Annotated in this window: 12 protein-coding genes; 4 read left to right on the top strand and 8 right to left on the bottom strand. The window is 37.6% G+C overall.

Features of this window, described 5'->3' with window-relative positions:
• Positions 1 to 135: 135 nt before the first annotated feature.
• From ACSHWW_RS00655 to ACSHWW_RS00620, 8 genes are all read right to left on the bottom strand, one after another.
• Positions 136 to 894 (bottom strand): tetratricopeptide repeat protein, encoded by a 759-nt coding sequence (locus tag ACSHWW_RS00655; protein WP_435680473.1) that lies wholly within the window; start codon positions 892 to 894, stop codon positions 136 to 138.
• A 2-nt stretch (positions 895 to 896) separates the two neighbouring features.
• Positions 897 to 2,669, bottom strand: a complete 1,773-nt coding sequence (locus ACSHWW_RS00650) for a BatD family protein (RefSeq protein ID WP_435680472.1) — start codon at positions 2,667 to 2,669, stop codon at positions 897 to 899.
• 1 nt (position 2,670) lies between these two features.
• Positions 2,671 to 3,510 carry a tetratricopeptide repeat protein gene (locus ACSHWW_RS00645; RefSeq protein ID WP_435680471.1) on the bottom strand — a complete coding sequence of 280 codons (840 nt, stop codon included), beginning with the start codon at positions 3,508 to 3,510 and terminating at the stop codon, positions 2,671 to 2,673.
• Entirely contained in the window at positions 3,503 to 4,534 is a 1,032-nt protein-coding gene (locus tag ACSHWW_RS00640) for a VWA domain-containing protein (protein ID WP_435680470.1), read from the bottom strand. The genes ACSHWW_RS00645 and ACSHWW_RS00640 overlap by 8 nt, the downstream gene beginning before the upstream one ends.
• A 199-nt stretch (positions 4,535 to 4,733) precedes the next feature.
• Positions 4,734 to 5,747, bottom strand: coding sequence for a vWA domain-containing protein (locus tag ACSHWW_RS00635; protein ID WP_435680469.1), 1,014 nt, complete (start codon positions 5,745 to 5,747; stop codon positions 4,734 to 4,736).
• Positions 5,744 to 7,372 carry a hypothetical protein gene (locus tag ACSHWW_RS00630; protein WP_435680468.1) on the bottom strand — a complete coding sequence of 543 codons (1,629 nt, stop codon included), beginning with the start codon at positions 7,370 to 7,372 and terminating at the stop codon, positions 5,744 to 5,746. Before ACSHWW_RS00630 ends, ACSHWW_RS00635 begins: the two co-directional genes overlap by 4 nt.
• On the bottom strand, positions 7,369 to 8,232 hold the full coding sequence (locus tag ACSHWW_RS00625; protein WP_435680467.1) for a DUF58 domain-containing protein: 864 nt from the start codon (positions 8,230 to 8,232) through the stop codon (positions 7,369 to 7,371). Before ACSHWW_RS00625 ends, ACSHWW_RS00630 begins: the two co-directional genes overlap by 4 nt.
• Before the next feature lie 151 nt (positions 8,233 to 8,383).
• Complete coding sequence (locus ACSHWW_RS00620; RefSeq protein ID WP_435680466.1) at positions 8,384 to 9,388, bottom strand: AAA family ATPase; 1,005 nt, start codon at positions 9,386 to 9,388, stop codon at positions 8,384 to 8,386.
• A 253-nt stretch (positions 9,389 to 9,641) separates the two neighbouring features.
• Here ACSHWW_RS00620 and ACSHWW_RS00615 point away from each other — a divergent pair, with 253 nt between their 5' ends.
• The 4 genes from ACSHWW_RS00615 to hemB all read left to right on the top strand — a co-directional run bounded on the left by ACSHWW_RS00615 (position 9,642) and on the right by hemB (position 12,591).
• Positions 9,642 to 10,394 carry an SDR family NAD(P)-dependent oxidoreductase gene (locus tag ACSHWW_RS00615; RefSeq protein WP_435680465.1) on the top strand — a complete coding sequence of 251 codons (753 nt, stop codon included), beginning with the start codon at positions 9,642 to 9,644 and terminating at the stop codon, positions 10,392 to 10,394.
• 216 nt (positions 10,395 to 10,610) lie between these two features.
• A complete protein-coding gene (locus tag ACSHWW_RS00610) occupies positions 10,611 to 11,027 on the top strand; it encodes an endonuclease domain-containing protein (protein ID WP_435680464.1) in 417 nt (138 codons plus the stop codon).
• A 201-nt stretch (positions 11,028 to 11,228) separates the two neighbouring features.
• A complete protein-coding gene (locus ACSHWW_RS00605) occupies positions 11,229 to 11,615 on the top strand; it encodes a hypothetical protein (RefSeq protein WP_435680463.1) in 387 nt (128 codons plus the stop codon).
• 1 nt (position 11,616) lies between these two features.
• Complete coding sequence (gene hemB / locus ACSHWW_RS00600; RefSeq protein WP_435680462.1) at positions 11,617 to 12,591, top strand: porphobilinogen synthase; 975 nt, start codon at positions 11,617 to 11,619, stop codon at positions 12,589 to 12,591.
• Positions 12,592 to 12,596 lie beyond the last annotated feature (5 nt).

Raw genomic sequence — 12,596 nt, 5'->3', positions numbered from 1 at the left:
GATAATTTTATTCAGAGAAATTAAGACTTAATAGTATTACTATTAGATCGAATAAAATTAAAGAATAATTAAAGAATTTTTAAACTAATTGTGAGAATATTATCAATTAACTATATGGAGTTGTTAAGATGCTGACTATAATTTCTTAATAGAATCCAGTGCTACCCATGCTTTACTACCATTTTCAAGAGAAATGCGCGCCCATTCATTAAACTCTTCAAGAACTTCAACTTTAGTTCCTTCATGAATTACAAATGCGGAGTCGCTACTTGTTTTAGGTTCAGTGCGAGCTGTAAATTCTGTAGCATAAACGATGGCATATTGCTCTTTATTAAGAGTGTTTTTTGCATAAAACCCTATGGCAATACTTCCTACAGCCATTAACCCTATCAAAATCATGAGTATAAAGAACAAGCGTTTTTTTCCAGTCGTTTGAGAATAATGAAATAGTATAAATAATAATATAGTAACAATCACAAAAAGTATGCTCACATAAGCCCATTCATCCACACTCAATGAGCCGGCGATACTACTAACTCTTGAATCCAACTCATTCTCGGGAAGTGCCTCAACGGCATCTATCTTCATTTGCTGTGCAAATTGTAAGTTATTCAATACGTCTTCATTATTAGGATCAAGCTGCAAGGCTTTTTCATAATTATAAATCGCTGGACCTACCTGATTCAGTTTGTAATGAGCGTTTCCTAAATTGAAATAAGCTTCAGAGCTGTGCACATTAGTTTTAAGGACTTGCTGGTAGCTTTTTATGGCTAGCTCATAATTCTCTGCAGTGTATGCTTGATTCGCTTTCGCGAAAGCGGTACTAGCAACATCTTCCTGACCTTGAACTTGCAAAACAATTAATACAAATATTAAGCTGATAATCCACTTCATAATTAGCGTTTTAATTGTTTATCAATTTCATTAATCACTTTACTTGCTTTATCAAAGTCCTGTTGCATTCCACTGTCAGATGATGGTGTATATCTTGCAAATTCACAACTAGCTAATAATTCAATAAACTCCTTATTAGTCTCTTGATTTGCGCCACGTTCTAGCAGCAACTCGCTCACTCTATCTTTAGACATTTCGGCAGTTTGAATGTTGAGTTTTGCTTTAAGGTAATTATGTAACGATTTCTCTAGCGATATGTAAAACTGCTCATGATTTCCTAAATTCTTTCTCGCAGCACTCAAGTACTTTTTACTTAACTTATTTGCCGTTTTCAAACGATTTCCTATTACGTCACTAGCGATTGCTTCTTGCTTGCGTCTTACTAATAAGACGATAGGAATTAATAATAAAGAGCCACCTATAACCGACCAGTAACCGGCAGAATCAAAGAAATAAGTCTTTTCCTTGCTTACAAAATCTGTCGTGGTTTTAATAAATGCAAACTGAGCATCTTTACCTATGTGGTTTTTACCTGTTCCTGCATTTGTATTTGCAGCAGTGGTATTTGTTCCAGCAGCTGGTGCAGGACCATTTACCTCGATCAAGTTCTCGCCACTATTTAATGTAATGAATTGTTCCTTCTTAGGATCAAAATAAGAGAATTCTACAGGTGGCAACACATATTTACCACCATATTGTGGAACAATCACATAAGTGTCACTTATAGTTCCTTTCATTCCCGCAATACTCGTTTTTACATCATTTCCACGAGCTGGCTCATATACTTCTAGGCTTTGTGGTGCTTTAAGTTTAGGTAATTCCATTAACTTTAAGTTACCTGTTCCGCCTACTTTTACGACAGCATTTAAACTTTCTCCAGCCTCTAGTTGCGCTTTATCTAGTTCAACTCTAAATTTAAAATCACCTACAGCACCTGTGTAACTCGCCGGGCGACCTACAGTAGGTATAGGTTTTACATTAATTTTTCTGCTTCCTGCGCTGACCGTTTTTGAAACGGTTTTAAATATGGTTCTACCGAAAAAGTCTCTTTTATTAGTAGGAACTTCAACATTAAGATCTAAGGTTAATGGCTCTATAACAAGCTCACCCGTTTTCTGTGGATATAGAACTACTTCACGCAATTGTAAGTAACGATAAGGCTGTCCTAAATAAGTACCGTTCTTTGCCTGAGCATTGCGATTATCAACATTAAGCGACCAAAAATCTGGATATTTAGGACTGTCTATTTCATTCCAGCCACTTACTCCAGTATTATTTGCCACATATAATTTATAAACCACTTTAATAGGTTCATTTAAATATGGGTTTGATTTTGAAACCTCAGCGACTAGGTGAATATCTGTGCTGGCTGTAATCTCTTCACTGTTTGCATCTTTAGGTTCATCTACAGCACTAGATATTGTAATGTCAAACGGTACTGTTTTATACTCAGCTCCTTCATATTCCATAACAGCTTGCTTTATGGAAACTTTACCTGTTTTATTAGGTTTTAAAATGTAGCTGTACGATTTACTCATACTACTTTTTCCATTTACCCATTGCTGAGAGAAGGATTGAATAGGTCCACTGACTACTTGAAAACCTTCAAAATTAGGTGGCGTGAAATTATCGCCGGCTACATTCATTTTAAACTCTACGCGCACGCGTTCATTCACTGCAATCTGATTACGACTTGCAGACGCCGTAAATTCTACCTGAGCTAGACTGCTCCAGCTCACTAGAATTAAAAAAGAAAAAATAATTAATTGTCTCATATTACCAGTCCTTCTCTGTTTTAACGCTTTTACCTTTTGCCTTTTTTGCGTTTACTTTTTCTTGAATTTTCTGTTCTTCGTTAGACATCGCTTCTAGCAATTGCCTTGCCTGTTGTGGCGTTAACTTTCCTTCAGTACGTTGTGGCTGTTGGTTTTGCTCCTTAGGCTTTCCATCTCCATTTTCACCTTCGCTGTTTTCACCTTTGTCACTTTCTTTATCATCGCCTTTATCACCTTCTTGATCGTCTCCTTTTTTCTCGTCTTGGTCACCTTTATTGTCACCATCGCTTTTCTCGTCCTTATCGCCTTCTTTGTTGTCTTCGTTCTCGTTCTGATCGTCATTTTCATCGCTGTCGCCGCCACCGCCGCCACCGCCATTTTGCTCTTGTTCTTGCTTAGCAAGTGCTAGATTATAACGCGTCTCATCATCTGTTGGGTCATTGCGCAAGGCATTTTTATAAGCCTCTACCGCTTCTTTATATTGCTTATTCTCAAGAAAAGAATTCCCTAGATTATGGTATATTTTATGCTTTTCGGCTTTAGTCGTTGCTACCTCAGCGGCTTTTTTATAATTTTCTACAGAGTTGTATTTCTTATCATTTGTATAATACAAATTCCCTAGATTATAGCTCGCCTCAGCGCCATCAGGCTTGAGTGCGCTGGCTTTGCGGTATTGCGCTTCGGCTTGATTAAAATCGCCATCCTTAGTAAATTCTTGTGCTTGTTGCACAGCATTATCATAAGCTGAATTATTAGGCTGATTTTGTTGCGCTTTCGCGAAAGCGAGACCCATCAAACTCATTGCTATCACACAAATAATATGTTTAGGACTACTATTCATTAAATAAGTTTAATTTTTTTAACCACGCCGTTTTCTTCTCTAGAAAGAATAGGTCCAAAAATAAAAAGAACAATCCTAATGCTAAAAACCACTGGAATTGTGATTCAAAATCAGCGTATTGTTGCGATTCAAATTCTACTTTATCTATTCCTGCCAGTTCTTCTTTTAATTGCTCTATCACGTTTGCAGTAATCGTACCATCTATATAAATACCGTTTCCAGTGCTGGCGATTTCTTCTAGCGTTTCGGCATTAAGTTTAGTGATGACCGTTTTACCTTGATTATCTTTTTTGAACTCGCGTACTATTCCGTTTCTTTTAATAGGAATCGTTCCACCATTTGCGGTTCCTACACCTATGGTTATGATACGTATTCCTTTCTCTGCAGCAGCCTCAGCATAATCGAGTGCTTCTCCTTCATGATCCTCACCGTCTGAAATAATCACGAGCACTTTTGAGGCTTCACTATCTTCACTGTAATAGCTTTCGGCCAGCTGGATAGCCTCGGCAATGGCAGTTCCTTGACTAGAAACCAGATCTGTGTTCATGGATTGTAAGAACATTTTTGCACTACTATAGTCAGTCGTTATGGGTAATTGTGGCACTGCAGATCCTGCATAAGCGATCAACCCGATGCGATCACTCGCTAAGTTGTTGATGATTTGGGTAACTAACTGCTGAGATTTTTCTAAACGGCTCGGTGCGATATCTTCGGCAAGCATGGATTTTGAAATATCCACTGCAAACACGATATCTACGCCTTCTCTTTTTATGGTTTGAATTTTAGTTCCTGCTTTGAGGTTGACTAGACCGAGAACTAAAAATAAAATACCAAGACTCACAACTACTAATTTCAATATAGGTTTGAACCATGAGCGGTCTGGAATTAAATGAGAAAGCATATGCTTATCAGCATACTTGCGTTGTGCTCTATATCTCCAGTAGGACAACAGCACAAATAGCAATACCAGCACCGGAATGATGCAGAGTAACCAAAAGTATATTTTCTCTTCTAATAGGTACATTAACTGTTGTTTGTTGTTTGTTGTTTGTTGTTTGTTGTTTGTTGTTTGAAAATGCTTTTTATGATTGGAATTACTGTTTCCTTTTATTTTTATTTTAACCTTTATTACGCCACACCCATCCTAACCTTCCCTCAAGGGAAGAAATTTTGTTGTCTCGATACGAATTGGTTTATTCAGTATTAATATTTTGTTCAAGTTCCTAAGCTACCGTTCTAAAAATTGTGTATCGCAACAACATTTCTAGTCCTAAAAAGCCAAGTGCAAACAGCACAAGGATTCTATACTTTTCCTCAGTATTTATAAATTTAAATTCTTCTATTTCGGTTTTTTCTAGCTTGTCGATCTCTGCGTAGATTTCTTCTAGCTTTTTGTTATTTGTCGCTCTGAAGTATTTCCCGCCAGTGTCTGCAGCGATTTGCTTCATTAATTCTTCATCGATTTCTACTGGCATCATCGCCATGCGGAATCTATTTTTACCTATTTGAGCCACTGGCGATGGAGCGTTCCCATTAGTTCCTATTCCTATAGTGTAAACTTTAATACCATATTCTAGAGCAAGCTCACTCGCAATTTTAGGATCTAATCTACCGCTGTTGTTAACTCCATCAGTCATTAAGATGATGACTTTACTCAATGCTTCGCTATCTTTTAAACGGTTGACCGCTGTTGCAAGTCCCATTCCTATGGCTGTTCCGTTTTCAAGAATCCCGTCAAACTCGATTTCTTTAATCGCTCTTAAAGAAATAGTCTCGTCTGTAGTGATAGGTGTTTTAGTATAACTTTCTCCAGCATAAACCACAACTCCTATACGATCATTAGGACGACCCATGATAAAATCTGCTGCTACTTTTTTAGTCGCTTCAAGTCTATTAGGTTTTAAATCTTCGGCAAGCATGCTGGCACTTACGTCCACTGTAAGGACTATATCTATTCCTTCGGTCTTTTTAGTTTTGGTAGTGACATCAGTAGTTTGAGGTCTGGCAAGTGCTGTGATGACTAAAGCAAGAACAGCTAATCGCAGCAAGAACAGCAAAGGTCTCAGTTTTGCAAGCCATGAAGTTTCAGCTTTAAAACCTTTTAAACTAGAAATCTGCACCTGCGCCTGCTGTCGTTTATGCGTCCAGAAATACCAGGCAATCGCTAGTGGTAATGCTAGTAGTAGCCAAAACATTTTGGGGTGCAAGAACTCGATACCGTTGAACCAATCTATCATTTGCCCGATTGTTTTTTAGGTTTCTCAATTTTTGCTATCTCTACAGATTCTAGAATACGTTCTTTTATCAGTCGGCCGTATTCTCTAGATTTATCTTCTTCATCATCTTGCAAGTAAGTCACAAAGACTTGTTGCATTCCACTATTCTCATTAAAAATCCAGTAATCGTAATCGTATTTATTTCCTTCATATTCAAAGTTTCCAGAAAACTCAATTCCTTTCATTCCTTTGTGTTCTAGTTCTTTATCAAGCATGATAATATTAGTCGCACCATCTTTTTCAAGACCGCTAGTAACCGGTCCTATAAGATTTTGAGCTGTTAACTCATTTACTTGAGCACCTTCTTTAAATAAGAATGTCGCCACGTTTATGCTTAGTTTATCACCACTTTCTCCTAATCTAAAATTGTCAAAAGCTCCTATGTAACTATCCAGTTCTGGCGGTAATTTATCCTCATCACCACGCACTAGAACGTCTGGAGTAGAAATGACAACTTCAGGAATCCCGTAACCAGATCGCAACCAGTCTTGTTCATAATATTCACGCAGTTCATTACCCAGAACTATGTCTTTTACATTATCCTTTCCTTCAAAATACACCCAAGTTCCTATAGCCGCAGCAATTGCAATTACTCCTATTCCAGCACCTATCGCTATTTTCTTTCCTCTAGCTTTTAACTCTTGTTTTCTTCTATATTTTGCGTCCATCATTAATTCTTCCTCAGTAGGTGGCGGCAGTACTTGATGGATATTATAAATAATGTCTGTAGTGTGCAGTCTATCTTCCTTTGCAGTAATAGCATCAGGTGCTACTCCAGCAAATTTTACTAAATCTGCTCTTTCTAGGATTTCTTTAAGGCGTGTTTCAGTAGTCGCAGTTATGTTCATACCACGCTCCGCCATTACGGTTTTGAGTTCACCTAGAAGCTGTCCCGTGGTACTTTCAAGCGCATGGCCATATACCTTAGAATCTATGTATTTTCTAATGATATAAGTCAACTCCGTATAATATTCCTTAGCTCGTTTGTTCTCGATCAATTGTTTTTCATCGAGTTTCCCTAAACGATATCTAGTCCATTCATAAGGCTGTAATGTTTCCTCATAGGTTTTCTTTTCACGCTTTCGCGAAAGCAGATACACTAAAATCCCAACTGGAATTAACAGCAATAACCACCATAACCAGCTCCAGTCTGTAGGTCGCGTGTCTGGAATATCGATAGCTGGTTTGATATCAAACATTTTTTGCTTAGCCGTATCCACTTGAACCTCACGAACCTTTACTAGAATTGAGTCTGATTGAAGTTGTAAATCGTTCTTTAAAATTTGTAATCGTGGTACATAATAATCACCAGAATCCCATTGCGTGATGCCATATTCCTTGAAAAGTTTTAAACGATCATTTTCACGAATCGTATCTACTGGATAGGACTCAATGACTTCCATCGCACCAAATTTTGCTTGCTCTGGAAAGATGACTAGATCGCTTGTTGCAGCTTCAACTGTGATTCCTAGTTTAACTTCCTCACCCATGAGAATTTCATTGCGGTCCACAACGGTTTGCACCGGTTGCTGCGCTTGGGCTATGAATAAACAGCCGAAAAAGATTATGTGAATCAAATGCTTCATCGTGCTTTAAAGTATCCTAATAATTTCTTTGTGTAACTCTCTTTAGTTTCTAGGTCTATCGCTCCACTGTCTGACTTAGTAAATGCGTTTTTAAAATAGTCTGCACATTCTAGATGATAGGCAGCATATTTATTGCGCGTGGATTTAGAACTGGTATTTACCATGGTACTTTTTCCAGATTCTTGATCTTTAAACTGGACCAATCCTATGTTAGGCATCACTGCTTCACGATGGTCATAAACGCGCACACCAGTAACGTCATGTTTGCGACCTATGATTTTTAAGGTCTTATCATAGTCAGTCGCCATGAAATCAGATAGCACAAAAACGATGGCTTTCTTTTTCAACACGCCTGCCATAAATTCTAGAGCGCCACCTACGTTTGTGGTTTTGTGCTGTGGCTCAAATTCCAGTAGTTCTCTAATGATTCTGAGAATATATGATTTTCCTTTTTTAGGTGGTAAAAACAACTCCACTTGGTCAGAAAACAGTAGTAATCCTACTTTATCATTATTTTGCAAAGCACTGAATGCTAGTGTTGCACACAGCTCTGTAATAATTTCTTTTTTAACTTGTTCTTGAGTTCCAAAAAGTGTGGAACCGCTCACGTCTGCCACGAGCATTAAGGTAAGTTCTCTTTCTTCTTCAAAAACCTTAATGAACGGCTCATGATATTTTGCCGTAACGTTCCAGTCTATATTCCTTACATCATCACCATACTGGTACTTACGCACCTCGCTGAATGTCATCCCACGACCTTTAAAAGCACTATGGTACTCGCCACCAAAGACTGCGTCACTCAAACGACGTGTTTTGATCTCGATTTTACGTACTTTTTTAAGGAGTTCTTTAGTATCCACTATTAAAATGGGTAATGATTATTGATGAATAAAAATTAATTCTAGAAGTTCTAATCTATTCTCGACCTGCCTATACCGGCAGGCAGGATGCGCTCGAACTGACATTTAACTGTAAACTAAGACCATAAACTTAGGACTTAAGGCTTAGCGTTTATGGTACCTCAATAGTGTTCACAATCTTATTTACGATATCCTCAGTAGTGAAGTTTTCAGCCTCTGCCTCATAGGTGATTCCTATACGGTGACGCAATACATCAAGTACTATGGCGCGCACATCTTCTGGAACTACGTAACCACGACGCTTTATGAAAGCGTAGCATTTTGCAGCTTTGGCAAGGTTGATAGATCCACGAGGTGATGCTCCAAAACTGATCAAAGGTTTTAAATCATGCAGTCCATAATTTTCAGGATAACGGGTTGCAAAAACAATGTCAAGAATATATTTCTCAATCTTCTCGTCCATGTAAACCATCTCTACTGCTTCCTGCGCACGCAAGATTTGTTCTATGCTTACTACAGCATTAGGTTCCGGAAAATCTTTCTTAAGATTTGCTCGCATGATAAATTGCTCGTCGGCAATGGTAGGATAATCGATAACTGTTTTTAACATAAAACGATCCATTTGAGCCTCAGGTAAAGGATAAGTTCCTTCTTGATCTACTGGGTTTTGAGTTGCCATTACTAAAAATGGTCGTTGTAATGGAAAAGTTGTGTCACCTATTGTTACCTGTTTTTCTTGCATAGCTTCTAGAAGTGCACTCTGCACTTTTGCTGGCGCACGGTTGATCTCGTCTGCAAGGACAAAGTTTGCAAACACAGGTCCTTTTTTAATATTGAACTCACCGTCTTTCATGTTGTAGATGAGTGTTCCCACAACGTCGGCCGGTAATAAATCTGGTGTGAACTGGATTCTTGAAAAGGAACCACTCACGGCTTTGGAAAGCGTGGTAATGGCAAGAGTTTTTGCAAGTCCTGGAACTCCTTCTAGAAGAATATGTCCACGACCTAATAAACCTATAAGTAATCGCTCCACCATATATTGCTGGCCTACAATTACTTTATTCATCTCATTTACCAGTAAGTCCACAAACTGACTTTCCTGGGTTATTTTTTCATTTATACTTGCTATATCTATAGCGGTATTCTGTTGATCCATAAGTGATGTACTATTACATTCAATCTAACTCGCAAAATGTAGTTTTCTTATCATGTTTCTTGTTAATCGTGCGTTAAAAATGCATAAAAAATTGTAAAAAATTAAACATACCTTAATAAAACTCTTCAATTATAAGTTCTCAAGGAAAAGTAAGACAGATAATCTTATTGATGGTTACAGTGTTTTAGAATTACGCTTTCGCGAAAGCTGCCCTAAACACAACTATTGCTTATTTTTGTAGAAAGTACTTTTCATGAAAACAGCTTTAATTACTGGTGCTACCAGCGGTATAGGTCTTGCTACGGCAATCACACTTGCCGATGAAGGTTTTGCACTCGTTTTATGTGGTAGAAATACCGAGAAACTCGCCGAACTTAAAGAAACATTAGGTACAGAAGTTCCTGTGGAAACTCTCGAGTTTGACGTGCGTGACAAAGAAATCGTAGCTTCTCAAATCGCGAGTTTGAAAGAAGCGCCGTTTGACGAGATTGATATTCTTATTAATAATGCCGGTAATGCTCACGGATTAGACTCTATCGATAAAGGGAATCTTGAAGATTGGGACGCGATGATGGATATTAACGTGAAAGGATTGCTTTATGTAAGTAATGCCGTGATACCGCAAATGCGAGATAGAAAACGTGGTCAAATTATCAACATAGGTTCTACAGCTGGAAAAGAAGTGTATCCTAACGGTAATGTGTATTGCGGTTCTAAACATGCGGTAGATGCCATCACGACGGGCATGCGACTGGATTTAAATCCGTATGGAATACGTGTAGGCGCTGTGAATCCAGGACTGGTTGAAACCAATTTCAGTGAAGTGCGATTCAAAGGCGATACTGAAAGAGCTGAAAAAGTTTATCAAGGTTATCTGGCTCTACAAGCTCAAGATGTTGCCGATGTGATTCTTTTTGCAGTCACAAGACCAGCACACGTAAACATCGCAGATTTAACAGTAATGTGCACTGCGCAGGCGAGTAGTGTGTTGTTGAAGAAAGATTAATTGAACAGAAACCTTTCCCCAACCCTAAAGGGTGAGGTTTCTGGGTAGAAAAATGAAAAGTCATTTTATTATAATGACTATTTATAAGATTTGACATTGTAAAAATTAAAGCTATTTGTTTCCGCACCCTTTAGGGTTGGGGAACGGAAACAAAACGAAAAGTAATTTTCTACTCTATAAAATAGAGATTTCTAGATAGAAGTAATAAATACAAAATTGAAAAAATTAGATTATCTCGAGATTGAAGGTATGTTTGCTGGGGCAACGGCTGAGGTGAGGAAATTTGCAATTCATTTAAGAGCAAATACTACAGAGTCAGAAGATAAATTATGGGGATATTTAAAAGGAAAACCATTAGGTTTTAAATTTAGAAGGCAACATCCTTTTAACCTTTATGTTTTAGATTTTTACTGTCATAAATTAAAATTAGCAATAGAAGTAGATGGTGGCTATCATTTCAAACGACTTCAACAAAAAAAAGATAGAGCTAGAACTCTAGATATTTCTAAGTACAATGTAGAAGTTATTAGATTTACAAATGATGAAATATTAGACAATTATGATGTTGTGACTGAAAAAATAAAAACTGTTATTGAAGAAAAACAAAAGTCGAAACCTTTTCCCCAACCCTAAAGGGTGAGGTTTCTAGTAATAATTCATATAAGTTAGAGTCCACTAGACAATGTTTAAAGGTTCTAACCTTTAGGGTTAATGATAAAAGACTTGATATTATAAAAAGTAAAGCTATTTGTTTCCGCACCCTTTAGGGTTGGGGAACGGAAACAAAACGATAAGTAATTTTTACTCCATAAAAATTGAAGAAACAAAACGATAATGAAAAAACTAATTTTACTTATCTCGCTATTTATAGCTATTTCTTGCCAGCAAACTGCTGACGTGACGACAGAGAATATCAACTCCATTTTTGCGACGAAGGATTTTAGCATCAGCTATCGCATGGGTGATGATAAAGAATCGAGTATGAGTTTTAGGGAAGATTATATGACTTATAAATCTGATCAAGGAACGCAACGTGTTGAATTATCATATAATGATGTATTGAAAATCAATGCTTTTATTGCAGAACAATTTCCATTGCATGATGCTACCCGAGCAGAAACTCCGAGTATTACTTTATACACAGACACAAAAATGGTTACTTTAAAAGTGCCGCAGTACGCATCAAAATTACGATTTCTAATAAACGAATTACCACTATAATATGTATCCATTAAGACGTAATAGAAGATTAAGAACAACTAGTTCTATTAGAACACTAGTTCAAGAGACCATTATCTCGCCGAGTGATTTTATAGTACCGCTTTTTATAGTGGAAGGAAATGGAATTAAGGAAGAAATTCCTTCTATGCCAGACTACTATAGATTCAGTCTCGATCTATTGAAGGAAGAAGTAAAAACACTTTGGTCTATGGGATTAAAAAGTGTATTACTTTTTGTAAAAGTTCCTGACCACTTAAAAGATAATAAAGGAACTGAAGCTATCAACGCAAACGGACTCATGCAGCGTGCGATTAAAACCGTAAAAGATGTTGTACCAGACATGTATGTAATGACTGATGTTGCTCTAGATCCATATTCTAGTTATGGTCACGATGGAATTGTTGAAAATGGAGAAATTCTAAATGATGAAACCGCCGAAGTTCTTGCTCAAATGAGCGTCTCACACGCACATGCTGGAGCAGACATGGTCGCACCTAGCGATATGATGGACGGACGTATTCTTTATATACGTGAGGCGCTGGAAGAAGAAGGTTTTAAGAATACTGGAATCATGAGTTATAGTGCTAAGTATGCGAGTGCTTTTTATGGACCGTTTAGAGATGCGCTGGATAGTGCACCAGGTTTCGGCGATAAGAAAACCTATCAAATGGATCCTGCAAACCGCAGTGAAGCCATAAGAGAAACATTAATGGACATCGATGAAGGAGCAGATATTGTGATGGTAAAACCAGGATTGTGTTACTTAGACATTGTACGTGATTTAAAAAACGAGGTAGAAGTTCCTATAAGTGTTTATCAAGTAAGTGGAGAATATGCCATGCTTAAAGCGGCCGCAGAGAAAGGCTGGTTGAACCACGATGCCGTGATGATGGAACAAGTCACTGCCATTAAAAGAGCTGGTGCCGATTTAATCGCGAGCTATTTTGCAAAAGATGTGGTGAAATTATTAGGTTAAATATT

It is taken from the genome of Nonlabens sp. (assembly GCF_051251825.1).
Lineage (GTDB): Bacteria > Bacteroidota > Bacteroidia > Flavobacteriales > Flavobacteriaceae > Nonlabens.
The sequence above is the reverse complement of the archived record's forward strand: the minus strand, read 5'-3'. Positions and strand labels throughout refer to the sequence as shown.